Annotated in this window: 26 protein-coding genes; 10 read left to right on the forward strand and 16 right to left on the reverse strand. The window is 62.2% G+C overall.

Features of this window, described 5'->3' with window-relative positions; all coding sequences use genetic code 11:
* Positions 1-192: 192 nt before the first annotated feature.
* The gene (locus C5J26_RS14085) at positions 193-1,176 is read left to right on the forward strand and encodes a carbon-nitrogen hydrolase family protein (protein ID WP_105402316.1); all 984 of its coding nucleotides are present in this window, start codon (positions 193-195) and stop codon (positions 1,174-1,176) included.
* Between the two features lie 67 nt (positions 1,177-1,243).
* Here the strand turns inward: C5J26_RS14085 and dnaJ are convergent, their stop codons facing one another.
* The 3 genes from dnaJ to C5J26_RS14100 form a co-directional block, all read right to left on the reverse strand.
* A complete protein-coding gene (gene dnaJ, locus C5J26_RS14090; protein ID WP_105402317.1) occupies positions 1,244-2,374 on the reverse strand; it encodes a molecular chaperone DnaJ in 1,131 nt (376 codons plus the stop codon).
* 97 nt (positions 2,375-2,471) lie between these two features.
* Positions 2,472-4,373: a molecular chaperone DnaK gene (dnaK, locus tag C5J26_RS14095; protein WP_105402318.1), complete on the reverse strand. Its 1,902-nt coding sequence runs from the start codon at positions 4,371-4,373 to the stop codon at positions 2,472-2,474.
* Positions 4,374-4,569: 196 nt separating this feature from the next.
* The gene (locus C5J26_RS14100; RefSeq protein ID WP_105402319.1) at positions 4,570-7,047 is read right to left on the reverse strand and encodes a transglycosylase domain-containing protein; all 2,478 of its coding nucleotides are present in this window, start codon (positions 7,045-7,047) and stop codon (positions 4,570-4,572) included.
* 196 nt (positions 7,048-7,243) lie between these two features.
* On the opposite strand from C5J26_RS14100, the gene C5J26_RS32710 reads away from it, so the two are divergent.
* The 7 genes from C5J26_RS32710 to C5J26_RS14130 all read left to right on the forward strand — a co-directional run bounded on the left by C5J26_RS32710 (position 7,244) and on the right by C5J26_RS14130 (position 9,679).
* Positions 7,244-7,417, forward strand: coding sequence for a hypothetical protein (locus tag C5J26_RS32710; protein WP_172745855.1), 174 nt, complete (start codon positions 7,244-7,246; stop codon positions 7,415-7,417).
* Positions 7,418-7,554: 137 nt separating this feature from the next.
* A complete protein-coding gene (locus tag C5J26_RS14105; protein ID WP_046638101.1) occupies positions 7,555-7,737 on the forward strand; it encodes a hypothetical protein in 183 nt (60 codons plus the stop codon).
* A 119-nt stretch (positions 7,738-7,856) separates the two neighbouring features.
* Positions 7,857-8,060, forward strand: a complete 204-nt coding sequence (locus C5J26_RS14110) for a hypothetical protein (RefSeq protein ID WP_105402320.1) — start codon at positions 7,857-7,859, stop codon at positions 8,058-8,060.
* 132 nt (positions 8,061-8,192) lie between these two features.
* Positions 8,193-8,435 carry a hypothetical protein gene (locus tag C5J26_RS14115; RefSeq protein ID WP_105402321.1) on the forward strand — a complete coding sequence of 81 codons (243 nt, stop codon included), beginning with the start codon at positions 8,193-8,195 and terminating at the stop codon, positions 8,433-8,435.
* A 92-nt stretch (positions 8,436-8,527) separates the two neighbouring features.
* Positions 8,528-8,722 carry a hypothetical protein gene (locus C5J26_RS14120; RefSeq protein ID WP_105402322.1) on the forward strand — a complete coding sequence of 65 codons (195 nt, stop codon included), beginning with the start codon at positions 8,528-8,530 and terminating at the stop codon, positions 8,720-8,722.
* A 297-nt stretch (positions 8,723-9,019) separates the two neighbouring features.
* Positions 9,020-9,232 carry a hypothetical protein gene (locus C5J26_RS14125; RefSeq protein ID WP_172716915.1) on the forward strand — a complete coding sequence of 71 codons (213 nt, stop codon included), beginning with the start codon at positions 9,020-9,022 and terminating at the stop codon, positions 9,230-9,232.
* 75 nt (positions 9,233-9,307) lie between these two features.
* Positions 9,308-9,679, forward strand: coding sequence for a hypothetical protein (locus C5J26_RS14130; RefSeq protein WP_105402323.1), 372 nt, complete (start codon positions 9,308-9,310; stop codon positions 9,677-9,679).
* Here the strand turns inward: C5J26_RS14130 and C5J26_RS14135 are convergent.
* On the reverse strand, positions 9,676-10,143 hold the full coding sequence (locus C5J26_RS14135) for a YbaK/EbsC family protein (RefSeq protein ID WP_105402324.1): 468 nt from the start codon (positions 10,141-10,143) through the stop codon (positions 9,676-9,678). The two genes, C5J26_RS14130 and C5J26_RS14135, sit on opposite strands and share 4 nt — an antisense overlap.
* A 471-nt stretch (positions 10,144-10,614) precedes the next feature.
* Here C5J26_RS14135 and C5J26_RS14140 point away from each other — a divergent pair, with 471 nt between their 5' ends.
* The gene (locus C5J26_RS14140; protein ID WP_007754264.1) at positions 10,615-10,824 is read left to right on the forward strand and encodes a cold-shock protein; all 210 of its coding nucleotides are present in this window, start codon (positions 10,615-10,617) and stop codon (positions 10,822-10,824) included.
* Positions 10,825-11,305: 481 nt separating this feature from the next.
* On the opposite strand, the gene C5J26_RS14145 is transcribed toward C5J26_RS14140, so the two are convergent.
* Positions 11,306-12,694, reverse strand: coding sequence for a M20/M25/M40 family metallo-hydrolase (locus C5J26_RS14145; protein ID WP_105402325.1), 1,389 nt, complete (start codon positions 12,692-12,694; stop codon positions 11,306-11,308).
* A gap of 173 nt (positions 12,695-12,867) precedes the next feature.
* Positions 12,868-13,299, reverse strand: a complete 432-nt coding sequence (locus C5J26_RS14150; RefSeq protein ID WP_046602923.1) for a MarR family winged helix-turn-helix transcriptional regulator — start codon at positions 13,297-13,299, stop codon at positions 12,868-12,870.
* Between the two features lie 414 nt (positions 13,300-13,713).
* On the opposite strand from C5J26_RS14150, the gene polA reads away from it, so the two are divergent.
* On the forward strand, positions 13,714-16,704 hold the full coding sequence (gene polA / locus C5J26_RS14155) for a DNA polymerase I (protein ID WP_105402326.1): 2,991 nt from the start codon (positions 13,714-13,716) through the stop codon (positions 16,702-16,704).
* Positions 16,705-16,713: 9 nt separating this feature from the next.
* On the opposite strand, the gene C5J26_RS14160 is transcribed toward polA, so the two are convergent.
* From C5J26_RS14160 to phnL, 10 genes are all read right to left on the reverse strand, one after another.
* Positions 16,714-17,010 (reverse strand): hypothetical protein, encoded by a 297-nt coding sequence (locus tag C5J26_RS14160; RefSeq protein ID WP_046602925.1) that lies wholly within the window; start codon positions 17,008-17,010, stop codon positions 16,714-16,716.
* 78 nt (positions 17,011-17,088) lie between these two features.
* Positions 17,089-17,688 carry a phosphonate metabolism protein/1,5-bisphosphokinase (PRPP-forming) PhnN gene (gene phnN / locus C5J26_RS14165; protein WP_105402327.1) on the reverse strand — a complete coding sequence of 200 codons (600 nt, stop codon included), beginning with the start codon at positions 17,686-17,688 and terminating at the stop codon, positions 17,089-17,091.
* On the reverse strand, positions 17,688-18,827 hold the full coding sequence (locus C5J26_RS14170; protein ID WP_105402328.1) for an alpha-D-ribose 1-methylphosphonate 5-triphosphate diphosphatase: 1,140 nt from the start codon (positions 18,825-18,827) through the stop codon (positions 17,688-17,690). The genes phnN and C5J26_RS14170 overlap by 1 nt, the downstream gene beginning before the upstream one ends.
* The gene (locus tag C5J26_RS14175) at positions 18,824-19,537 is read right to left on the reverse strand and encodes a DUF1045 domain-containing protein (protein ID WP_105402329.1); all 714 of its coding nucleotides are present in this window, start codon (positions 19,535-19,537) and stop codon (positions 18,824-18,826) included. Before C5J26_RS14175 ends, C5J26_RS14170 begins: the two co-directional genes overlap by 4 nt.
* Before the next feature lie 112 nt (positions 19,538-19,649).
* Complete coding sequence (gene phnE / locus C5J26_RS14180) at positions 19,650-20,993, reverse strand: phosphonate ABC transporter, permease protein PhnE (protein ID WP_105402330.1); 1,344 nt, start codon at positions 20,991-20,993, stop codon at positions 19,650-19,652.
* Positions 20,993-21,973, reverse strand: coding sequence for a phosphonate ABC transporter, permease protein PhnE (gene phnE / locus C5J26_RS14185; RefSeq protein WP_105402331.1), 981 nt, complete (start codon positions 21,971-21,973; stop codon positions 20,993-20,995). The genes phnE (C5J26_RS14180) and phnE (C5J26_RS14185) overlap by 1 nt, the downstream gene beginning before the upstream one ends.
* Positions 21,974-22,044: 71 nt before the next feature.
* Positions 22,045-22,956: a phosphonate ABC transporter substrate-binding protein gene (phnD, locus tag C5J26_RS14190; RefSeq protein WP_105402332.1), complete on the reverse strand. Its 912-nt coding sequence runs from the start codon at positions 22,954-22,956 to the stop codon at positions 22,045-22,047.
* A gap of 80 nt (positions 22,957-23,036) precedes the next feature.
* Entirely contained in the window at positions 23,037-23,894 is an 858-nt protein-coding gene (gene phnC / locus C5J26_RS14195; RefSeq protein ID WP_046667225.1) for a phosphonate ABC transporter ATP-binding protein, read from the reverse strand.
* 115 nt (positions 23,895-24,009) lie between these two features.
* On the reverse strand, positions 24,010-24,627 hold the full coding sequence (locus C5J26_RS14200; RefSeq protein WP_105402333.1) for a DapH/DapD/GlmU-related protein: 618 nt from the start codon (positions 24,625-24,627) through the stop codon (positions 24,010-24,012).
* Positions 24,624-25,334, reverse strand: a complete 711-nt coding sequence (gene phnL, locus C5J26_RS14205; protein ID WP_105402334.1) for a phosphonate C-P lyase system protein PhnL — start codon at positions 25,332-25,334, stop codon at positions 24,624-24,626. Before phnL ends, C5J26_RS14200 begins: the two co-directional genes overlap by 4 nt.
* Between the last annotated feature and the right edge of the window lie 4 nt (positions 25,335-25,338).

Here is a 25,338-nt window from a genome sequence, read left to right on the forward strand (position 1 = left end):
GGTCCCAGTTGACGAATCAAGGCGGGACCGGCATTTTTTTGTTTGGCGTGGCCTGCGCCGAACCTCCCCGGACCTTCTCCAGCATGGTCCTGAAACGGAGGCAAAGGGACTTCAGTCTCGGGTCGTTATCTTGGTCCGACCGTTTCGGATGTGGTTGCTGGGGAACTCCGTCCGGGACGTGAAAGGCTCAAGATGACGCAAAACGGAAATTTCAAACGCCGTGTCCGTGCCCGTGCCGCTAAGACAGGCGAATCCTATACCGCAGCCCTCAGCCATATCCGCGAGAAGGCCCCGAACGATCCCCGGCCGCAGGCCAGATCGGTGCGTCTGGCGGTGGCACAGACCATGCCCTATGTCGACCCACGTAACGCAGCCGAGCTTCGTGCCAGCGGCGAAGAGATGCGGCGCCTGATGCGCGAAGCGCGACAGGCGGGCGCGAGGGTGATCCACTTCCCCGAAGGTGCGACCTGCTCTCCCGACAAGCACATCATGTCTTCGACCGGCCGCGATCCGGTCGGTCCGTCCGACTGGAGCCGGTTCGAATGGGCCGTGCTGCGCGAGGAACTGGAAGCCACGCGGGCGCTGGCCCGCGAGCTCGGGCTCTTTGCGGTCATCGGTTCCGTGCACCAGCTGACAGAGCCGCACTGGCCGCATAACAGTCTCTATGTCGTCTCCGACCGGGGAGAGCTGGTGACGCGCTATGACGAGCGCCTGCTGTCGAACACCAAGATCTCGTTCATGTACACGCCCGGTTCGACCCCGGTGACCGTCGAGGTCGATGGCGTCCGCTTCGGCTGCTCGCTTGGCATGGAGACACACTTTCCCGAAATCTTTCGGGAATACGAGCAGCTCGACGTCGATTGCGTCCTGTTCTCGACCACCGGCGCAACGCCGGCCTTTGCCGCGGAGGTTCTGGGACACGCGGCGGCCAACCGCTACTGGGTGAGTTTCTCGGTTCTCGCCTATCCCGGCTTCATGCCTCCGTCCGGGATCGCCGGCCCGAGCGGCGAATGGGCGGTACAATGCTCGGCGGATGCCACCCCCTCGTTTGCGGTCGTCGATGTCGCTCACAATCCGGGAGAGATCGCCCGCCCCTGGAGGCGAACCGCGCGGGCCGGCATCTATGAGCCGCATATGGTGAGCGATCCGCGCAGCGGTGTCCACGACACCTTCTAGCCGCCCAACGAAAAAGCCGCCCGCAATGGCCTGTTGCGGGCGGCTTCAAAATTTAGGATCGAGAAGCTCAGCTCTCGAAGAATTCCTTCATCCGGGCAAAGAAGCCCGTCGATTCCGGATTGTTGTCCTTCGAGGACAGTTCCTCGAATTCCTGCAGCAGCTCGCGCTGCCGTTTGGTGAGCTTCTGCGGCGTCTCGATCTGGATCTGGATGTAGAGATCGCCCGTCTGGCTGGACCGCAGCACCGGCATGCCCTTGCCCTTCAGGCGGAACTGCTTGCCCGGCTGGGTGCCTTCCGGCACCGTCACGCGGGATTTGGTTCCATCGAGAGTGGCCACGTCGAACGTGCCGCCAAGGGCGGCCGTCGTCATCGAGATCGGCACGGCGCAATAAAGGTCTGCGCCGTCGCGCTGGAAGAACTGGTGCGGTTTCACCGACAGGAAGATGTAGAGATCGCCCGCAGGCCCGCCGCGCGTACCGGCTTCGCCTTCACCCTGAAGGCGGATGCGGGTGCCGTCTTCGATGCCGGCCGGGATGTTGACCGACAGCGAACGCTCTTCGGTGACGCGGCCCTGGCCGTGGCACTTGCCGCAGGGATCGGTGATCGTCTGGCCGCGGCCGTGGCAGGTCGGGCAGGTGCGCTCGACCGAGAAGAAGCCCTGGGATGCGCGCACGCGGCCGGAGCCCTGGCAGGTGCCGCAGGTCTTCGGCTGGGTGCCGGGCTTGGCGCCCGAACCCGAACAGACGTCGCAGGTGATCGAGGTCGGAACCCGGATCTGCGCCGTTTTGCCGGAAAAGGCTTCTTCCAGCGTGATTTCCATATTGTAGCGAAGATCGGCGCCGCGTTCGCGACCGCCGGTCGAGCGCCGGGCACGACCGCCGCCCATCATTTCGCCAAAGATATCTTCGAAGATGTCGGAGAAACCGCCGGCGCCCGCGCCCGAGAAGCCGCCGCCACCGCCCATTCCGCCCTGTTCGAAGGCGGCATGGCCGAAGCGGTCGTAGGCCGCGCGCTTTTGAGGATCCTTCAAGGTCTCGTAGGCTTCGCCGAGCTCCTTGAACTTCTTTTCGGCTTCTGCGTCGCCCGGATTCTTGTCGGGATGATATTTCATCGCGAGCTTGCGGAAGGCGCTTTTCAGCTCCTTCTCGTCGGCGGTCTTGCCGACACCCAGCGTTTCGTAAAAGTCTGCTTTTGCCATGGAGGTAACCGGCTCCGGAAAGGATTCCGGCTGCACGAAGGCAGCCGGATACTCTAGTCTACTATGGTCGAGGTCTGGCCATCAGGCAACCGGCGGATCAGGCGGACTTCTTGTCGTCCTTGACTTCCTCGTAGTCGGCATCGACGATATCGTCCTTGCCGCCCTCGGAGCCTTCGCCGCCTTCGGCCTGCTGGGCCTCGTAGATGGCCTGACCAAGCTTCATCGACACTTCCATCAGGACCTGCGTCTTCGCCTGGATGTCATCGGCGTCCGGCTCTGAGGCTTCGATGGCGGTCTTCAGCGAAGCGATCGCATCCTCGATCGCCTTGCGGTCGGTCTCGGAAACCTTGTCGCCATATTCCTTCAGCGACTTCTCGCTGGAGTGAACGAGGCTTTCGGCCTGGTTCTTGGCTTCGACGCCGGCGCGGCGCTTCTTGTCGGCTTCGGCATTGGCCTCGGCGTCCTTGACCATCTTTTCGATCTCGGCGTCGGAGAGACCGCCGGAAGCCTGGATGCGAATCTGTTGTTCCTTGCCGGTGCCCTTGTCCTTGGCCGAAACCTGGACGATGCCGTTGGCGTCGATGTCGAACGTAACTTCGATCTGCGGCATGCCGCGCGGCGACGGCGGCAGGCCGACGAGGTCGAACTGGCCGAGCAGCTTGTTGTCCTGGGCCATTTCGCGCTCGCCCTGCGATACGCGGATGGTCACGGCCTGCTGGTTGTCCTCGGCGGTCGAGAAGGTCTGGCTCTTCTTGGTCGGGATCGTCGTGTTGCGGTCGATCAGGCGGGTGAAGACGCCACCGAGCGTTTCGATGCCGAGCGACAGCGGGGTCACGTCGAGCAGCAGAACGTCCTTGACGTCGCCCTGCAGAACGCCTGCCTGGATGGCGGCGCCGAGAGCGACCACTTCATCCGGGTTGACGCCCTTGTGCGGCTCCTTGCCGAACAGCTGCTTGACGACTTCCTGGACCTTCGGCATGCGGCTCATGCCGCCGACGAGAACCACTTCATCGATTTCGGCGGCGGTGACGCCGGCATCCTTGAGGGCTGCCTTGCACGGTGCGATGGTGCGCTGGACGAGATCGTCGACCAGGCTTTCGAACTTGGCGCGGGTCAGCTTCAGGGTCAGGTGCTTCGGACCGGAAGCGTCGGCCGTAATGAACGGCAGGTTGATTTCGGTCTGCTGCGAGGAGGAGAGTTCGATCTTGGCCTTTTCGGCAGCTTCCTTGAGGCGCTGCAGGGCGAGCTTGTCGTTCTTCAGGTCGATGCCCTGGTCCTTCTTGAACTCGTTGGCAAGATATTCGACGAGACGCATGTCGAAGTCTTCACCGCCGAGGAAGGTGTCGCCGTTGGTCGACTTCACTTCGAAGACGCCATCGCCGATTTCGAGGACCGAGATGTCGAACGTGCCGCCGCCAAGGTCGTAGACGGCGATCGTCTTGCCGTCCTTCTTGTCGAGGCCATAGGCGAGAGCGGCTGCCGTCGGTTCGTTGATGATGCGGAGAACTTCGAGACCTGCAATGCGGCCGGCATCCTTGGTTGCCTGGCGCTGCGCGTCGTTGAAGTAGGCAGGAACAGTGATGACGGCCTTTTCGACCTTTTCACCGAGGTAGGATTCAGCGGTTTCCTTCATCTTCTGAAGGATCATCGCGGAAACCTGTGCGGGGGAATAGTTCTTGCCCTGGGCCTTGACCCATGCATCGCCATTGTCGCCCTTGACGATATCGAAAGGAACGAGGCCCTTGTCTTTTTCAACCGTCGGATCTTCGTAGCGGCGGCCGATCAGGCGCTTCACGGCGAAGAGGGTATTGGTGGGGTTGGTGACCGCCTGGCGCTTGGCCGGCTGGCCGACGAGGCGTTCGCCGTCATCGGAAAATGCGACCATGGAGGGCGTGGTACGCGCGCCTTCGGCGTTCTCGATCACCTTCGCATCTTTGCCGTCCATGATGGCGACGCAGGAGTTGGTGGTACCGAGGTCGATGCCAATTACTTTTGCCATTTTCTTCTCTCTCCTTTAAGCGAACCATCGGAACCCCTCAAAGGCATTCCACTGACAGTTCCTCGACTGGGATGGTACGCAGCATCGGCTGCGGTCATGCGGCGTATATAAGGACGGGTTTTTAGGACTGCAAGGCGAGAAATCGCCCGGATCCTAGCAAAAAGAACAGTTTGCCGAGCAATACTGTCAATACGCTTCACTGCCCCATGATCAGGTCGAAAAGCGTTGTCTGCCGCGGCTGGTCTCCGGAGCCCGCAACGCCGACGTCGCCGGGCGGAACGGGGCCGCCGCCGATCGCTCCCGGCGGCACCGGAGCGGACGAATCATAGGGGCCGCGATACTGGCGATAATCACGGACCGGAACGTCGCCCGGCGGTATTACATCGCTACGGCGGCCGCGGTCGCCATAGACTGGCCTGTTGTCGTATATCTGTCGGTTGTCCCCGTTGTCGTATCCCTGGTTGTCGCCATAGACCGGCCGCACGCGGGCGGGTTCCCGTTCGATCGAGGCGGAATCCTGGGCGGGAGGGCGCGGCGCCGGCGGATAGTCGGCGGGGAGTTCGTCCTGGGTTCGGCGGCCACCGGGCAGGATGCCGGAAATGATATCGCCGATCGTCGTCGACGGAGAGTCCGGCTGGACTGCGGCCGGCGGCGGCAGATCGAGGCCGCGGCCGGTGCCGAACAGCGGCGTCGGCGTATAACCCTTCATCGCTGACGTCATGTATTCCTTCCAGGCCTTTGCCGGCAGCCCGCCGCCGGTCACCTTCTTCATGAAGGCGCCGTCGTCGTTGCCGAACCAGATGCCGGTCGTCATGATGCTGGTATAACCGACGAACAGCGCGTCGCGGAACGACTGGGTGGTGCCCGACTTGCCGGCTGCCTGCCAGCCGTCGATCCTGGCGGCCTTGCCGGTACCCTCGTTGATGACGCGGTTCATCATGCCGTTCATCGTCGCCGCCACCGGTTCGCTGAGCACGCGCGGCGGGTTGGCGTAATCGGCCTCGTAAAGCACCTTGCCATCCGGATCGATGATACGCTTGACGATATGCGGCGTCGCCTTGTAGCCGCCGTTCATGAAGGATGCGTAGGCAGACGTCAGCTCGACCAGCGAGACTTCCGAGGTGCCGAGCGCGATCGAGGCATTTGCCTGGATGTCGGAATCGATGCCGAGCCGGTGGGCAAGGCTCACCACCTTGTCGGGACCGACCTGCATGGCCAGCTGCGCGGCAACCGTATTCAGCGATTGCGCGAAGGCCGAGGCGAGCGTCACCGGACCGCGGTATTTCTCGTCGAAATTCTCCGGCGACCAGTTGCCGATCTTGACCGGCGTATCGTTGACCATCGAGTCCGGCCGGGCGCCGGCTTCGAGTGCTGCGGCATAGACCAAGGGTTTGAAAGCCGAACCCGGCTGGCGCTTCGCCTTGACGGCGCGGTTGAATTGGCTCGTCGCATAATCGCGGCCGCCCACCAGCGCCCGGATTGCGCCTGTCGCATCGACCGAGACGAGGGCTGCCTGCGAGGCGTTGAGCTTGCCGCCCTCCTTCTTGAGGACATCGTTCAGCGACTTTTCGGCGGCGGCTTCGAGGCGCATGTCGAGCGTCGTTTCGACGGTCACGTCGACCTTCGGTTCGCCGATCAGGCTCTTCACCTCGTCGACGACCATGTCGGCGGCATAATGCTGGGCGCCGGTCCAGTAGCGCTTCGCCTTGGCCGGCGGCTGCGACATGGCACTCTTCAGGTCGCTGTCGGTGATGTAACCTTCCTCGCGCATCGTGCCGAGCACGACCTGGGCGCGCGCTTCCGCTGCCTTCGGATCGCGGGCCGGCGACAGGCGGGAAGGTGCCTTGAGGAGACCGGCAAGCGTCGCCGCTTCGCCGAGATTAGCGTCGCGGGCGGACTTGTTGAAATACCGCCGCGAGGCGGCCTCCACGCCATAGGCGTTCGAACCGAAGAATACCCGGTTCAGGTACATGGCAAGGATCTGGTCCTTGGTGAACTTGTGCTCCAGCCAGAAGGACAGGAGCACCTCCTGGATCTTGCGTTCGAACGTGCGGTCCGGCGACAGGAACAGGTTCTTGGCGAGCTGCTGGGTGATCGTCGAGCCGCCCTGGATCGGCTGGCCCGTCAGGTTGTTGACGAGGGCGCGCGCCAGGCCCAGCGGATCGACGCCGAAATGCGAATAGAAACGCCGGTCCTCGATGGCGATCACCGCCTGCGGCAGGTAGGGCGACATCTCCTCGAGCGCCAGGGCCTCGCCGCCGGTCGAGCCGCGATTGGCGACGACCGAGCCATCGACCGCGGTGATCTTCATGTTCGCAGGGCGGTCCGGGATCGACCAGGTACTGGCGGCCGGCATTTTAGCGCCGTAATAGAGCACCAGCCCGCCGACTGCGATGCCGGCCCAGATGCCGAGCACGAAACACCAGTAGACCAAGCGCTTGAGCGGTGAGAAGAACCCGCCGCCCTGGCGACGGGTGGAGGCTTTCCTGTCGCGCGAGGGACGGGCGCGTTCCGAGCGCTCGGAACGCTCGCCGCTTTCAGCTTTCGATGGACGTTTGCCAGGCCGGCCGTTACCCACGACCCGTTCGTCCGCGTCGAGGCGAAAATCGTCGCTCGGTCGCGAACCCTCGAAGGACGGTTCAACGCGTTTGTCTGATTTGCCTCTGGCTGCCATGGTGAGCCGGCATACCCCCGTTACGCGCCTGTCAAAACAGGCTGTTACTGAATGTCTGATCGCCCAAATCTTGGCTGGACTCTAAATGCGGCGATTTAAGGAGGCGTAAAGGAATGGTTTATCGGACGGGACTTATTGAACCGCTTGACTTCCATCTCCATTTATGAGAACAAATAGAGAACATCTGGAGGTGCTGATGAGCAGAACCGAACATGTGATCGAACGTGCAATGGCCGCAGTCGCCGCATCGAAGGCTCTGCGCGAGGCTGAAGCGCAGCGTCGGCGCGAGACGTTCCAGAAGATACAGATCGCCAACCAGCGACGCCCGAATATTCCCAAAGGAATTCAGCTGCCGCTGGATTTCCATTGAGAAGCCAAAAAGTCCGCTCGCTGGATCGTGAGAAAAGCTGCGGCCCTGACATATCCGACCTAAAAAATCCGAATCCTGGTGGAACAAGGAGGCGCGCTCCGCGTTATGGCGGATTCCACCTTGGAGGAGGGGAGGATATGCAGAAAATCGTCGAGGCAGTCGTCCGAAATGGCGACCAGCGCGTCCCGGTCGGGCTGGTCAGCGTCAAGCAGGCACTTGAAATGCCTGAAAGGGGAATGCTGGAGTTCAGCCACCCCGCTTATGAAGCCGGGAAGACTGATATTTTCGTCAATCGCGAAACCCTTTCAAAACTGATGTAATCGCCGCGAAGCGATGAAACAGGCCGTATGAGGCACCCTGAAAACGCGAATTCGTGATTTCGGGTTCATCGCACTACGGGTTACCTTTGCACCCGCAACCACAGCGAAAGGAGAATGGCATGAAGACAGTTCTCGTAATCGCCGCCGTGCTCGGCCTGTCATCCACCGCCGCCCTTGCGGAATGCGCCGGCCACGACGTCACGGCTTCCGCCAAGGTGGACAAGGAAGTCACCACGGCAAGCATCGCGCCTCCGAAAGTGGACCCGCGCGAGGAAGCCGTCGTGCTGAAGCAGTCCGAAGGACAGGCTAAAGTCACCGAATAATGGTTTTGCCCGCGCCGGCCCTGTCGGCGCGGGTTTCCATTCCCTTCAGACAAAGGCCTGCCCTTTCAGATGGGAAGCTGGAGACGGAACCTCGCGTTCCGTTTGGGTGTTGTTTCCGAAAAGGAGACTTCAATGGCCAAAAAACCTCTCGCTGCCGGCTTTACCGGTGATGTCGCCGAAGAGACAGGCGTTGGTGCCCGTACGAAATCTGCCGTTCATCACGTCAAGGACGAGGCGGGCATGGTCGCCGCCCACGCCGTCGACCATCCGGTCGCTACCGGCTCGGCAATTGCTACCGTCGGTCTGCTCGGCCTGGCGATAGGCTACATGCTCGGCATGTCGTCCGCCTCCCGCGACCGGCGCCGGTATCGCTGAAGGCGAGTGAGGTTTTCTTCGGGAATACCGGCCGCCCGCGGAACCGTGGCTGGCCTCAGTCGTTGGTTTCCTGACAGGAAAAGGAGGCCATCATGCCCAATCGAGACCCTATCCCCGCTCCGAGCCCTCAGCCGCGCGGGCCGACACCGGCGGGCGGCGTACCCGATCGAACCCAGGAAAAGCCGCCATTGACGCCTGCGCAGGATCCCGGCGACAGCAAGAACCCGCAGGATCCGACGCTCAATCCCGCTCTGATGCCGACCGGCGATCCAGCGGGCATGGCATAAGCCGTCATTGGACCTTCATGCCTCATCCTTAGACACCTAAAGGACCCGTATAGGTAGTAACCCGTGCGGGTCCACCCTTATATTACACCCGTCTATTATTGTTATTGTCAATTTATTAGCCAAGGCTCAAAATCCTCTCTCCTGTGGCTTGTAGACCTTTTTGTTCCTCGGGCGCCGACAAGGCCGGCGCAAGTCTGTCGCAATAGAAGGCCGCTGGTAAGTTTCTCCAGCCGCCATTGTAGAGCAGGGCGAGGAGAATGGTCCGCCGGTCGGGCACCGTATGATCGGGAGGGTTATATGCCTACACAGATGGTTAGAAATCCTGTCAATCCGGACCAGCTCAGCTTGCTGCAGCAGGTCTTTGACCAGGCTTGCGCGGAACACCAGATCGACAAGGCGAGCCCCGATGCCGAGGCACTCGCGCTGATCCTCGTGAACTCCCTTCAAAAAGGCTCGGACGACAAGCAAAAGCTCTCGGCGCTCGCCGAGGCGCTGGCGAAAAGCCGATAGGTTCTTGCTTTAAACGAGGAACCTATCAGTCCTTCGGCAGTTGAACGGTCTCTTGAAAAACGCAAGGAGGCCGTAATGGCAGAGCCCGTCAGAAACCTGAACACCCCCGCGAAATCGAATACGCCCTCTTTCGATCACGAACCCGGCGAAAACGTTAAGACCGAGATCGCGACGCTGCGTTCCGAGATTGCCAACCTGCGCGAAATGCTCTCCGAAAAGACCGGCGCCGCTTATGGCAAGGTCACTGAGCGCGCCGGCAACGCTGCGCATTACGTACAGAACGAAGCAAGCTCGGTTGCCGGCACCATCCGCGAACATCCCGCCGCGACCACGACGCTGTTCACCCTGATCGGCGCGATCGGTTTTGCCATCGGCTATGTGGTTGCAACCGCTTCGGCGGAAAGCAAGCACGCCTGGTACGACCGTTACTTGAGCGGCCGCCTCTAAACCGGATCCTGACCGACATCGATCCACGTCGCTGCGGTCAGGTCAGCCATTCGGTCGGGGATGATGCGCACAGCGGCATTGGTGGCGCCGGCCGCAGGCACGACTTCAGGGAATTTCCGCAGCGACACGTCGCAATAGATCGGGATCGGGGAAGGCAACCCGAACGGACACACGCCGCCGATGGGATGGCCGGTGATCTCGGCCGTCTCGTCACCGCCGAGCATGCGCGGCTTGGCACCGAAATGATCCCGGAATTTGCGGTTGTCCAGGCGGATGGTTCCCGACATCACCACAAGCATGGTGGTCTCGCCGGCGCGTACGCAGATCGTCTTGGCAATCTGCTCGGGCGCCACCCCGTGAGCGAGGGCGGCAAGCGGCACGGTGGCCGAGCTTTGCTCGGTAATGATGACGTGGACATCGGGGGCGTTGGCGGCGAAGAAGGCGCGGACGGATTCGAGGCTCATGCACTCAAATTGGCCCAGGACGGTGTGGGCTGCAAGAGGACAAAGGAGCTATGCGAAAATTGCAATGCTGCACTGCGATATCGTGACTGTTTTTTAAGCTTCGCTCCTGTATGTTCAATCCATCGAAGGGCGCACTCCTCCTCCCAGCGCCCCAGATGGGACCGACAACACCTCCTCCTCCCAGTTGTTGGTCAGTTTCGGAAACCCGGCGCACCTCCTCCCGCGCCGGGTTTTCTGTTTTGTGCGCCTTGAAATCGTTGGCTATTTCGCCTTTGAAAGCGCGGCTTAATTTTCCCGATCTTGACCTTTTTGACCGGAGCCATTATCTGGTTCGCCATCGATATTTGTTTGATAGCCAGCACTATGCGCCTCGCGGCGTTTGCGACGATCTCTCTTCAAATACGAAACTTCAACGTTCCAAGCGCTCGAGCGTGGAATAGTCGGTCATATTTGCAAGGGAAAGGCATCGTTATGGCTACCGGTACTGTAAAGTGGTTCAACGCAACCAAGGGCTACGGCTTCATTCAGCCTGACGACGGTTCGCAGGACGTTTTCGTTCACATCTCCGCCGTTGAGCGCGCTGGCCTCGGCCAGCTCAAGGACGGTCAGAAGATCTCCTACGAACTCGTCAGCGACAAGCGTTCTGGCAAGGTTTCCGCAGACCGCCTCCAGGGCGCATGATCTGCTGAAGACCTCAGAGTCGAACTCGCGAAAGGCCGGCTTGTCCGGCCTTTCTGCTTTTCTGGAGCAGACTCCTCCAGTGTTTAGAGCGATTCTAAACTTAACCCCTTGTAAACGGAAACCTTAGCTCCCATTTAGGGTTCAATAGCGTTTCCGACGCACCGCATGGTCGGGGCTCCAAAAGCCTGAGCGAGCATGTGTGTTACGGCAAATACGGGCGACCGTGCCGTCTTGAGGCAGTTTTCATATCCGCGTTAACGGGATGTTTACTTAACCGAGGGACGATGACCGCTAGAGCCGCAGTGATCTGAAAAGGTCGAAGAGCGGCCGCGTCGGAAATGCTTGTCCCATTTCGAGTGACCACGGATGTACTGGCACCAGTGAATGGGAGTGGAAAGGTCGGGCTTGCCCCGGCCTTTTTGTTTTTAAGGGCCTGACGCGGAGACGCGTCGGGCCCTTCTCCGTTTCAGGCCTTCAGAGGTCAGTCAGCCAGCGCCGCGATAATGCGCGCCCACGAGCGGATACCCTTGTGGAAGGAGCGCAGGTCGTATTTTTCATTCGGCGAGTGGATGCGGTCGTCGCTGAGGCCGAAGCCGACGAGCAGCGATTCCATGCCGAGCGTCTTCTGGAAATCGCCGACGATCGGGATCGATCCTCCGACGCCGACAACCAAGGCCGGCTTCGGCCACTCCTCGGAAAGCGCCGTCTTCGCCTTGGTGAGCACCGGCGAATCGTAACCGAGCTGGATCGCCGGCGAGCCGCCATGCGTCAGGAACTCGACCGAGCAGTCAGCCGGGATCTTCGAGCGCACATAGGCGCGAAAACTCTCGCGGATCTTTTCCGGATCCTGGCCTCCGACGAGACGGCAGGACACCTTGGCCGAGGCCTTCGACGCGATGACGGTCTTGAAGCCCTGGCCTTCGTAACCGCCGCTGATGCCGTTGAATTCGCAGGTCGGCCGCGCCCAGAGCAGTTCGAGCAGCGAACGGCCTTTTTCGCCGGCCAGCTCCGACAAGCCTACCTCCCCAAGGAAGTCGTCGCGACCGCTGACCAGGTTTTCCCAGGCCGCCTTGATGTTGGACGGTGTCTCCTCAATGCCGTCGTAAAAGCCTTCGAGCGTCACGCGGCCGGTATCGTCATGCAGCCCGGCGAGGATTTTCGACAGGATCTGGATCGGGTTTGCCGCAGCGCCGCCGTACATCCCGGAATGAAGGTCGCGGTTGGCGGCGGTGACGATGATTTCTTCGCCGACCAGACCGCGCAGCGACGCGGTGATCGCCGGCGTATCCGCATCCCACATGCCGGTATCGCAGACGAGTGCGTAATCGGCCTTCAACTCGGCGGCATTGGCGTCGAGGAAGGGTTTGAGCGATGGCGAGCCGGATTCTTCCTCGCCTTCGAAGAGGATGGTGACGCGCACCGGCAGCGAACCATGGACATCCTTGTAGGCCCGGCAGGCTTCGACGAAGGTCATCAGCTGTCCCTTGTCGTCGGCAACGCCGCGGCCCGTCACCACCTTGCGGCCGGCACCGAGTTCCTTGACCTTGGGGTCGAAGGGATCGTCCTCCCAGAGATCGATCGGATCGACCGGCTGGACGTCGTAGTGACCGTAGAACAGCACGTGCGGCGCATCGGTGCTGACGCCCGGATGGTGGCCGACGACCATCGGATGACCGGTCGTATCGCGAACCGACGCCTCGAAGCCGAGATCCTTCAGTTCGGCCACCAGCCACTCGGCCGCCTTGCGGCAATCGGATTTGAAGACGGGGTCGGTGGAGATCGACTTGATGCGGACGAGGCCGAACAGGCGCTCGAGGCTTGCGGGAAGGTTCTGGTCGGCGCGGTCGAGGACGGCGGAAAGATCGGTCATGGGAAATCCTGTCTTTGAAATGCGAGACCTCGAGCCCGGGAGGCAAGAAGCGGTCCATCGTTTCGAATGCCCGACCTTGTTAGCAAGTCAGGGGCAGCGGAGACAATGGCAAAGACGCCTTGGGTGGTTGGACGGGCAGAGATGATGCGAAACGCCGCTGGGAGGCCGTTGGCTTAGATTTTGCGTGCGTTCTCGACGATCATCCGCATGTATTCGATCATCAGTTCGCGCTCGAAGCGGCGAAAGCCCGAGAACAGGGCCGCATCCGCTTCGGAGGCCGCTTCCACGGCCTGGACTTCCAGCTCGCGGCCGAGCGAGGTCAGCGTGATGATCTGTGCCCGGCGGTCGTTCGGATGGGGGGTGCGCTGGATGAGGCCGTCCCGCTCCATGCGGGCAAGCGTGTTGGCAAGCGTCGCCTGCTCGACCTCCAGCTTGTCGAGGAGCTGCTTCTGTGTCAGCCCGTCTTCCTGCCAGAGTTCGAGCAGGACGGGAAACTGGCCGGGAGAAAAGCCAAGCACCATCGCCCGCTTCTGCAAGGAGCGCGCAAAGCCTTTGGCGAGTTGGCCCGCCAGGTATGTCGCAGAATGCGAGCGGTCGAATCCCATGGCTGGTCTTCATCCCTCCCTGAACGAGCCCGTTTGCGAGCAATATCTGCCAGATATATCGCACGCCATGCTTTCGCCAAGCCTGTGCGAAGATGGGGTAAATGACAAGTCTTTCCTGCGGAAGAGCAATAAAAAACCGCCACGGCAGGGAGGGGACAGCCGTGGCGGTTTCTGATGGAAGGACAAAGGCCCGGAGAGGGGGATAGGCCTTTGTCCGGTCTGGTTCGGCGGGGGACAGGCCGGCTGCCAGACTGCGGCGTGATCAATCGCCGGTGAGTAGGAAATGTGGGGCCGGCCCGGGCTTTTCAAGAGAAAGCATATTACAAATCGGTAACGTTCCGGTGAGGGGCGGGAGGCTTCGCGGCAGCGAAGTTTTCATGGACGGATCAAATGCCCCACGCTATTCCTTGCGCCATGAAAAAAGGCGATCATCTTTTCCTTATCGACGGTTCCGGCTTCATTTTCCGCGCCTTCCACGCGCTGCCGCCGCTCACCCGCAAATCCGATGGCCTGCCCGTCGGCGCCGTCTCCGGCTTCTGCAACATGTTGTGGAAGCTGCTGACCGATGCGCGCGACACCTCGGTCGGCGTGACGCCCAGCCATTTCGCCGTCATTTTTGACTATTCCGCCAAGACCTTCCGCAAGGACCTGTACGACGCCTACAAGGCGAACCGTTCGGCGCCGCCGGAAGAACTGATCCCGCAATTCGGCCTGATCCGCCAGGCGACCCGCGCATTCAACCTGCCCTGCATCGAGACCGAAGGTTTCGAGGCGGACGACATCATCGCGACCTATGCCCGCCAGGCCGAGGCGACCGGCGCCGATGTGACCATCGTCTCGTCGGACAAGGACCTGATGCAGCTCGTGACGCCGAACGTCCATATGTACGACAGCATGAAGGACAAGCAGATCGGCGTTCCCGACGTCATCGAGAAATGGGGCGTGCCGCCGGAGAAGATGATCGACCTGCAGGCGATGGTCGGCGATTCGGTCGACAACGTGCCGGGCATTCCGGGCATCGGCCCGAAGACGGCAGCCCAGCTTCTCGAAGAATTCGGCGATCTCGACACGCTGCTTGCCCGCGCCGGCGAAATCAAGCAGGTGAAGCGCCGCGAGAACATCGTCGCCAATGCCGACCTCGCCCGCCTTTCGCGCCGGCTCGTCTCGCTTCGGCTCGACGTGCCCCTGGACCTCGATCTCGACGCGCTGGTGCTGGAGCCGCAGGACGGCCCGAAACTGGTCGGCTTCCTGAAGACCATGGAATTCGGGACGCTGACGCGTCGCGTCGCCGCCGCCTGCAACTGCGATGCCGATGCCATCGAACCCGCCGTCGTCAACGTCGAATGGGGCCAGGCCGCCCGCGGCCCGGACCTCGATGCCGGCGGCGTGGCAGCGGTCGACACCGGCGAGGCAGCGGCGGAAGCGCCGGCTCATCCCGCCAAGGCGCCGGTCGCCAAGGGCACGGAGGCGGCAACGCCGACCGCATTCGCACAGACCCGCATCGAAGCCTTTGCCAAGGCCAAACTCGATCCGAGCTGCTATGTGACCATCCGGGACCTGACGGTGCTCGACGACTGGATCCGCGCGGCGCAGGAAACCGGTCTCGTCGCCTTTGACACGGAAACCACATCGCTCGATCCGATGCAGGCGGAGCTGGTCGGGTTTTCTCTCGCACTTGCCGACAATATCGCCAATCCGTCCGGCCTTGAGGTCCGCGCGGCCTATGTGCCGCTGATCCACAAGACCGGCGTCGGCGATCTGCTCGGCGGCGGGCTTGCCGAAAACCAGATCCCGATCAGGGAAGCGCTGGCGCGCCTGAAGCCGCTTTTGGAGGACCCGTCGGTCCTGAAAGTGGCGCAGAACCTGAAGTTCGATTACCTGCTGATGAGACGTCATGGCATCACCGTCGAGGGTTACGACGATACGATGCTGATGTCCTATGTACTGGAGGCTGGCAAGGCGAACCACGGCATGGACGCATTGTCGGAGCGCTGGCTGAACCACAAGCCGATCACCTTCAAGGAAGTTGCCGGCAGCGGCAAGGCGGGCGTCACCTTCGATTTCGTCGATATCGACAAGGCAACCGCCTATGCGGCGGAAGACGCCGACGTGACGCTGCGCCTGTGGTTGGTGCTGAAACCGCAGCTGGCGGCCGCGGGGCTGACGCGCATCTATGAGCGGCTCGAGCGGCCGCTGGTTTCGGTGCTCGCCCGCATGGAAGAGCGCGGCATCACCATCGACCGGCAGATCCTGTCCAGGCTTTCCGGCGAGCTCGCCCAGCGAGCCGCCGCCTTCGAAGACGAGATCTACCAACTGGCGGGAGAAAAGTTCACCATCGGCTCGCCGAAACAGCTCGGCGACATCCTGTTCGGCAAGATGGGCCTACCGGGCGGCGCCAAGACCAAGACCGGCCAGTGGTCGACCTCGGCCAGCGTGCTGGAAGACTTGGCTGCCGAAGGTCATCCCCTGCCGCGCAAGATCGTCGACTGGCGCCAGCTGACAAAGCTGAAATCCACCTACACGGACGCGCTGCCGGGTTACGTTCACCCGGAGACCAAACGGGTCCACACCTGCTACTCGCTTGCCTCCACCACCACAGGCCGCCTTTCCTCTTCGGAACCGAACCTGCAGAACATCCCGGTGCGTACGGCGGAAGGCCGCAAGATCCGCACCGCCTTCATCTCGACGCCCGGCCACAAGCTGGTTTCCGCCGACTACAGCCAGATCGAGCTGCGCGTGCTGGCCCATGTGGCGGACATTCCGCAGTTGCGCCAGGCCTTTGCCGATGGGATCGACATTCACGCGATGACGGCCTCGGAAATGTTCGGCGTGCCGGTCGAAGGCATGCCGAGCGAAGTGCGCCGCCGCGCCAAGGCGATCAACTTCGGCATCATCTACGGCATCTCGGCTTTCGGGTTGGCCAACCAGCTATCGATCGAACGCTCTGAAGCGGGCGACTACATCAAGAAGTATTTCGAGCGTTTCCCGGGCATCCGCGATTATATGGAAAGCACCAAGACCTTCGCGCGCGAGAACGGTTACGTCGAGACGATCTTCGGCCGCCGGGCGCATTATCCGGAGATCAAGTCTTCCAACCCTTCGGTGCGTGCCTTCAACGAACGTGCGTCGATCAATGCGCCAATCCAGGGTTCGGCCGCCGATATCATCCGCCGCGCGATGGCGAAGATGGAGCCGGCGCTCGAAACGGCCGGACTGAACGGAAGAGCCCGCATGCTGCTGCAGGTGCACGACGAACTGATCTTCGAGGTCGAGGATGAGGAGATCGACAAGACCTTGCCGGTGATCATCTCGACCATGGAGCAGGCGGCCATGCCGGCGATCTCGATGCGGGTGCCGCTGAAGGTCGATGCTCGCGCCGCCAGCAATTGGGACGAAGCGCACTGAGCCTAAGGCTCAGTGTTCCTGCGGATAGAGAGACAGAAGCGCGGTCGAAAGCAGTTCGTCGGCGTAGGTGCAGGCGGTGAGCCGCGCATCCTCCGGCATGTTCATCTCGTGACAGCGCTGGTGCACGGCTTCGAGAACGAGATTGCTGATCCCGCGGGCGTGTTCGATGTCTGCGTTCTCGGACGTGTCCATGGCAAGCGCCAACGCCGTCATGGAGACGATTTCCAGAACAACGACGCGCGCTTCCAGATCGATGGCAGTTGCCCCATCGGGACGTTGCCCTTCGCGCGGCTTGCTCTGGCCCATGATTTTTCCCTTTCTTAATATAAGAAAAGGCACATAGAGCCGGATCAGGGACTTTAAAGAACGATCGAACGTTTTTCGCTAGCCAATCGGGTGGCTCGCAAAGCAACCGTTGAGAGCCTCGACCAAGGCCCTGCCGGCATCTTCGAGCGATCCGCTATTGTCGATCGTTACCACCTGGTAGTCGCCGGTCACGGTAAGCGAGCTGCGTTCGAGACGCCGAAGTATCTCCTCGCGCGTTTCCCGTCCGCGCGCTTCGAGCCGGGCCGCGAGCACGTCCAGGCTGGCGGTGATGTTGATGACCACCAGCGACGGATAGGTATCCTTGAACCGGGCAAGCGCCGAACGCGAGCCGTTGGCGACGACCAGCTGGCCTCTTGCCATGGCCTCTTTCGTCTCGACGGGAATGCCGTATCTCAGGCCGTGGGCACCCCAGGAGACCGCAAAACGGCCAGCCTGTTCCAGCGCCTCGAATTCCGCTTCGGAAACGCCGTCATGGTCTTCACCGCCGGCGGCGGCGTTGCGGGTGATGACGCGTCGTACGAAGACGACGTCATCGCGGCCCTCGAAGAACCGGGCGGCATAGGCCATCAGCGTATCCTTGCCGGCCCCGCTCGGGCCGACGACCGCGACCATGCAGCCGCTTCGCTCCGGTTCCGTTGCTGTCGGCCTGGCGTCCATCAGGCGACCCGCCGGCCTTCCCGCCAGACGGCGCGGGAGACGGGAACCCCCTCCTCGTGATGGACGCGGACGATATCGGCACGCAGGCCGGTCGCGATCCGGCCCCGGTCGTCGAGGCTGACGGTGCGGGCAGGGGTCGAGGTGACCATGGCGAGCGCCTTCGGCAGCGAGATGCTTTCAACCTCCGAGGCAAGCACGAAGGGCGCATGCAGCAGACTGAGCGGCACATAATCGGAGGAGAGCACGTCGAGCACGCCACGCTCGGCAAGGTCGCGAGCGGCGATATTGCCGGAATGCGACTTGCCGCGAACGATGTTCGGGGCACCCATCAGCACGCTCATGCCCGCTTCGTGCGAAGCCTTTGCCGCATCGAAACTGGTCGGGAATTCCGCCAGCCGAACGCCGTTGTCGATCGCTTCGCCCACATGGGAAAGCGTCGCGTCGTCATGGCTTGCGACTGTAATGCCATGCTCGGCGCAGATCTTGGAGATCGCAACGCGGTGCGGCGTCGCATTGCGTGCCGATTCTTCCTGGCGTTTGGCCACGAAAGCGGCGAATGCCTCGTCGCTGAGGCCGCGCTTCTTCTGGTAGTAGAGCGTGTATTGATCCATCGTCTGGAACTGCCGCTGGCCCGGCGCGTGATCCATCAGCGAGACGAGCCGGACATGCGGATCGTTCTCGAAGTCGACGAAATGCTCCATGCAATTGTCGGCGGAGACTTCGCAGCGCAGATGCAGGAAGTGTTCGGAACGCAGGCGACCATAGGCGGCGGCGGCGGCAATCGCGTCCGCCATGTCCCGCATTTCGCCATGGGCAAAGCCGCCGTCCTCGTCGGCGCCCATGCGCAGGCAGTCGAAGACGGTGGTGATGCCGGAGGTGGCGATCTGCGCGTCATGGGCCTGGATCGCCGCCGTGGTGTTCCAGCGCACGCCCGGACGCGGCGAATAATGCTGTTCCAGATGGTCGGTATGAAGTTCGACCAGGCCCGGGATCAGATAATCGCCCTCGAAATCCTCGCCAGTATGGACATTGCCTTCCGAGATATCGGTGATCTTGCCGTTCCGGATCTGGACTGAACCGGAGATCACGCTGTCCTCGAGCACGATGCGGGCATTGGTGAGCACGAGTTCGGTGGTCATGATGCGGTCTTTCTGTTTTCGAAGGCGGACGCCAGCGGAAGCCAGCGATGGGCGATGAAGGGTGCGCCGCGCTCCGGCTCTACGAAGATGGCGAGCCCATCGACGGTCAGCGGCGCGTTGGCGAAATCGGCAAAGCGGCGGTCGAGCTCGCGGCGCATGATGGGCGCCTCTTCGGGCGGGACCTGCCCGGTCAACGTCATGTGGAAGCGGAACTCGTCCATGACATAGGGATAACCCCAGCGGTCGAGATTGGCGCGCTGGGCCGAGCTTAACATATCAGGTTTGCGCCGTGCGATATCGATCTCCGACAGCGGCGCGCGAAAATGTTCGAACTCTTCGACGACGCGTCCGGCAAAATGCTGGAGCTCCGGGTAAATGGTATCGGGAACCAGCGCGAAGAACCGCCCGAGCTGGCCGACAATGACGTTCGGGATGTCGAAGACCGTGGTCTCGGCCGCGAACCGTTCGGCGGCCCTGATCAGCTCGGCTTCCGTCCGGTCCGGATGCAGCTCGAACGGCGCCTTGAGTGTCGCATGAAAGGCGTAGCGGCGCGGATCGGCGGTCAGTTCATGGACGGTGTCGCGGGACAGGCCGTCGACATCGGGCGTCGGAAACGTATCGGCGGTAAAGGCGTCACGGCCGAGCCAACGCGCTGCCGCCTTCGTCAGCGGATGGTTTTCGGCGGGCGAAAAATAGAGAGCGTAGCGCAAAACGGGATTCCGGAATCAGGAGAAGGCCGGCCGACTTTACCTGTGCGCCGGCCCGCGAAACAGGACCCCCGGCTAAAAGATTTCCATGACAGAATGATGATAATCCGGCCTGTCAGGAGCCCTTTTTGCCCATGACGCGCGAACGCAGCGCATTAGAGAGATTGTCGAAGACGAAGACCACGAGAAGGATCAGCAGGACCATGTAGGCAACCTTGTCCCAATCCGCATTGGTCTTCATGGATTCGAGCAGCTTGAGGCCGATACCGCCCGCACCGACAGCGCCGATCGCGGTTGCCGAACGGGTGTTGGACTCCCAGAAATACAGCGATTGCGAGATGAAGATCGGCAGGACCTGCGGCACGACGCCGTAACGCTGCACGATGACCGGCGCGGCCCCCACCGACTTCACGCCCTCGCGCTGCTTGTCGTCGACATTCTCCAGCGCTTCCGAATAGACCTTGCCGAGCGCACCGGTATCCGTGAAGAAGATGGCGGCGATCCCCGGGAGCGGCCCCGGCCCGAAGGCGCGGGTAAAGAACAGGGCCCAGATCAGCATGTCGATGGAGCGCAGGAAGTCGAAAAAGCGCTTCATCCCCCAGTTCATCGGCCGGCTCGTGGTGATGTTGCGCGCCGCGACGAAGGCAAGCGGGAAGGCGATGAGGGTGGCAAACAGCGTGCCGACGAAGGCCATGACCAGCGTCTGCATCAGCTTGGAGAGAATATCGCCATGCTGCCAGCTGCTATTATTCAAGAAGTTGTCGAGCGCCAGCGAGGCATTGGACTGGCTCGGGTCGAGCCGCTCGCCGAAGAGCATCAGCCCGGCCACGCCGGTGACGCTGCGACCCCAGAACGGCGATTGCGTGTCGAAGAAGAAATTCGCCCAGCCGAGGAAACGCCGCTGCACATAGACCTGGCTGTTGCGGATTTCCGCCTGGCCGGCAAAGCCGAAACGGACATTGACCTTGTTGCCGTCCTGCACCATGCGCGCCGGCGCACCGGCCGGCAGTATCGCCCGCTCCCCTTTGATCGCGACGGGATAGAGCTTGCCGTCGAGATAGACGTCGACTTGGTTCGGGGTCACGTCGAGCCGGTCGTCGCTACCGAAGATCACCGTGTAGCCGCCGTTGGAGGTCGGCTTCAGCCAGTCGATCGCCGCACCCTCCGGATATTGCCCGCGGCTCGTCCATTGTGGGACGACCTGGCCGTTCTGGAAGCGCAGGCGGGGCTGCGCGCGCCATGAATACCAGTCCTGGAGGTAGATCGCCGCGCGATCCCAGTTGCCGTTGACGAAGGTCGGGATGACGTTGAAGAAGGAGAAGCAGAAGGCGAGGTAGACGAAGACGGCGACGGCCGCGATCGCCAGGCCCCAGCGCTGCAAGACGCTGCGGTGAAAGACTTTCGGATAGGCGGCGAGGAGGCGTTCGCGATCGGCGGCATTGACGGCGAGATTGGACATCAGGCAGCTCCCCGGCCGAATTCGAACGATTGCTTGCCGATCAGCCGGCGGCGCAGCCAGGCCGAGAACTGGTCGACGCAGATGACCGTAATCAGAAGTAGAATGATGATCGCATAGGTCTTGGCGGCGTGGTCGCGGCCGATCGACAGGCTGAACACTTCCCCGATGCCACCGCCGCCGACGGCGCCGATAATGGTCGAGGCGCGCACGTTGATCTCGGTACGCAGCAGCGTGTAGGAGACGAAATTCGGCAGGACCTGCGGCAGGATCGCGAAGCGGACGCGCTCCAGCCAGCTGGCACCAGACGCGCGCAGGCCTTCGTCCGGCTTCATGTCGGCATTCTCGACCACTTCGAAGAACAGCTTTCCGAGCGCGCCGATGGTGTGGATCGACACGGCAATGATCGCCGCGATCGGACCGATCGACAGGATCGCGGCCAGCAGGCCTGCGACGACGATTTCCGGAAAGGCGCGCAGGATTTCCATGATGCGCCGCACCACCCAGCGCGTGAGACCGGCGCCGACGAGATTGGTGGAGGCGAAGAAGCAGAGAAGGAAGGCGCCGGTGGCGCCGAGGATGGTCGAAACGATGGCGATGTTGATGGTGATCGCCAACTGGTAGAAGAAGTTCGGAATATAGAAACTGTCGGTGATCCAGACGCGATCGCTCGTATAGTCGAACTTGATCGATCCGTCCGCATAGGGCGACGGCAGGTCGAACATGGCGCGGAAGATTTCCAGCGGGCTGTTCGGCACGAAGCTCTTCAGGAAATCGAAGAAATAGGGAAGGCGTTCGAAGAACTTGCCGGAATTGGCTTCGTTGGCGAAATCCAGCGACGCGCCGAGCACGATCAGGAAAACGACGATGGAGACGACGGTATAGATCCGCCGGGTCCGCACCTGTTGCTGATAATGGTCGAGGATGGTGCGGGAGCTTTCCTGCAGCCCGCTGTACTGAGCGGGTTCGGCCACGTGCGCCATTCTGGGTATCCTTGCTGAACGAGCGGCGGCATCGTCATGATGCCGCCGCAGGATGTTGATCAGACGTTGGATCAGCCGCCGATGACAGCCTTACGAGCGTCGATGATGGTCTGGTAGAACTTCTGGTCGACTGGCGACCAATCGACGTAACCGCCGCCCGTGAAGCTCTCGAAGCAAGACTTGTCCTTCTTCGGCAGTTCGGCGAAGAAGGCCGTCACCTTCTTCTTCATGTCGTCCGAAAGCTTGTTGGAAACCATCAGCGGGCCGTTCGGGATGAGCGGCGACTTCCAGACCTGGACGACGTCGTCCATGTCGAGCAGGCCCTTGGAGACCATCTGGTGCAGGTTGCCTGAGGTGTAGCCTTGGGCCCAATCACCCTGAGCCGAACCGAAGGTGGTGCCGACGTCGAACTTCTTGTCGAGAATGCCGAGAACGAGGTTCTCATGGCCGCCGCCGAAGCCGGTTTCGGAGAAGTACTGCTTGACCGGCATGCCGATATCCTTCGGCAGGGCGACGTTCGGCACGAGGTAACCGGAGGTCGAGTCCGGATCGGCGAAGCCGATCTTCTTGCCCTTGGCGTCGGCGAGCGTCTTGATGCCCGAATCCTTGCGGGCAACCATGATCGAGTAGTAGCCGGTCGAACCGTCGGCCTGCTTGGTGGTCAGGACCGGGCTAACGGCGTTCGGGTCCTTGATGTAGATCGCTGCATAGGAAGCAGCGCCCATGACGGCGAGGTCGATCGTGCCGCCGAGCAGGCCCTGGATGACGCCGTTGTAGTTAGGCGACGGGAAGAGCTTGACGTCCGAAGCGCCGGTCGCGGCGATCAGGCCCGGCTTGACGCATTCGGTGCGGCGGATCTGGTCGGCTTCGTTTTCGCCGCCGTCGAGGCCGATACGCAGAACCGGTGCGCTCTGAGCGTGGGCCTGGCCGGCAACGGCGGCGACGGCGATCGTCGCCATCAGGATCTTGCGGAATGCAGACATGGAAGTCTCCTTTGGTGATTGGGTTGGTCAACCCGGAAAGGGCGTCAGTCTTCCGGCCGCGGGTCGCAGCCGGAAACGGGTCAGCGCATGGCGGCGGCGTCGGCCACCATGCCGGATGTATCGATCGCGACCGGAGCCTCGCCGCGGCGGGCGGGGGCCAGGCTGGTCGATGTCATCGTCTCGTCGATCCCGGCGCCATCCTTGTCGGAGCCGTAGATCTCGCGCACCGCATTGGCGTTGAGCTGCTGCGGCGGGCCGTCGAAGACGACGCGGCCGCCCGCCATGCCGATGATCCGCTCGCAATAGCTGCGGGCCGTATCCAGCGTGTGCAGATTGGTGATGACCGTGATGCCTTCGCGCTCGTTGATGTCGCGCAGCGCATCCATGACGATCTTGGCGTTGAGCGGATCGAGCGAGGCGATCGGCTCGTCGGCGAGCATCATTTTCGGTGCCTGCACCAGCGCCCGGGCGATCGCCACGCGCTGCTGCTGGCCGCCCGACAGCGTTCCGGCCGCCTGCAGTGCCGTCTGCTCGATGCCGAGCCGCTCCAGCGCCGCCATCGCCATGACGCGCTCGTCGCGGCTGAAGATCTTCAGGAGACTCATCGTCGTCGAACGGTGATTGAGACGGCCGAGCAGCACGTTGGTCATAACGTCGAGGCGCGGGACCAGGTTGAACTGCTGGAAGATCATCGCGCAGTCGCGTTGCCAGTTGCGCAGTGCCCGGCCCTTGAGGGAGGAGACTTCGGCGCCGTTAAAGTAGATGGAGCCGGAGCTCGGCTCCTGCAGGCGGTTGATCATGCGCAGCAGGGTAGACTTGCCGGCGCCGGAGCGGCCGATGATGCCGACCATCTGGCCCTGGGGAATCTCGACGTTCACGGCGCTCACCGCGATACGATCGCCGAAACGGCGGGTGATGTCCCTCAATTCGAACTTCATGCTCTCTCGCCAATTCAGCTTTTTTTCTGAGAGCTCGATAGCGATGGTTGATGAAGTCTGAATGTCGGATTTATGTCGGTTTTATTATATTCCGGAAGCGCCCGCCGCGCTTCCGCTACCTGGCATGACGGGACACAAATTCCTCTGCCGAAAGTGACCGGAAATCGTCCAGAGCAGCCCTCAGTTTCAGGTGGTCCCAGTCCCACCAGGCAAGCCGGTCCATCGCTTCGCCGACCGCTTTCGTGAAACGCTCGCGGATGAGTTTTGCCGGCACGCCGCCGACGATCGTATAGGGCGCGACGTCCTTCGATACGACCGCACCGGCACCGATCACGGCGCCGTTGCCGACGGTGACGCCCGGCAGCACGGTGGCGCCATGACCGATCCACACGTCATGGCCGATCGTGACGCGATGGTCGCGCCGCCATTCGAAGAAGCTCTTCTCGTCTTCGGCATCGTCCCAGTAGCTGGCGGCGCGATAGGTGAAGTGGTGCAGCGTCGCCCGCCACGTCGGATGGTTGGTGGCGTTGATGCGCACGGAAGCCGCCATGTTGACGAACTTGCCGATCGTCGCACACCAGATGGAGCCGTCCTGCATGATGTAGGAATAGGCGCCGATCTCGGCCTCGCTGATGCGGCAGCGCTCGGCAACTTCGGTATACGGGCCGAGCGTGGAATTGCTGACGTTTGCCGTCTCGTGGATCGCGGGCTCGAGCCCCACCTTGACGCTCATGCAGCGACTGCCTTTCGCGGAGAAAATTGGGAGACGTCGAGAACACGGTCGGCCACCGCCTCGCGCACTTCTTCGTCGTGGAAAATGCCGAGAAGGGCGACGCCCTCGCGTTTCTTGTCCGCAATCATGTCCACGACGACGCGCCGGTTGACCGCGTCGAGTGAAGCGGTCGGCTCGTCGAGGAGCAGGATGCGGTGGCTGGTGATGAAGCCGCGGGCGATGTTGACCCGCTGCTGCTCGCCGCCCGAAAATGTCGCGGGCGGCAGGGTCCAGAGTTCCTGCGGCAGGTTGAGCTTGGCCAGAAGCTCGGTCGCCCTGTCACGCGCTTCCGGGGCTGCGATGCCGCGGGCGACGAGCGGTTCGGCGACCACGTCGAGCGCGGAGACGCGCGGAACGGTGCGCAGGAACTGGCTGACATACCCGAGCGTATGGCGCCGCACGTCGAGTACCGTGCGCGGGTCGGCGCGGGCGATATCGACGATCCGGTCCTTGTGATCGACGAGGATCTGCCCGGCATCGACGGCGTAGTTGCCGTAGAGCATCTTCAGGATTGAGCTCTTGCCGATGCCTGACGGGCCGCCGAGCACGACGCATTCGCCGCTCGCAACGGAAAAGTTCACATCCTTGACGACCGGCAGCTTGATGCCGTCGCGCAGATGCATGGTGAAGCTCTTGAAGACTTCAGAAACGACGAGAGGGGTGGCCATCGGT

Source organism: Neorhizobium sp. T7_12 (assembly GCF_002968535.1).
Taxonomy (GTDB): Bacteria; Pseudomonadota; Alphaproteobacteria; order Rhizobiales; family Rhizobiaceae; genus Neorhizobium; species Neorhizobium tomejilense.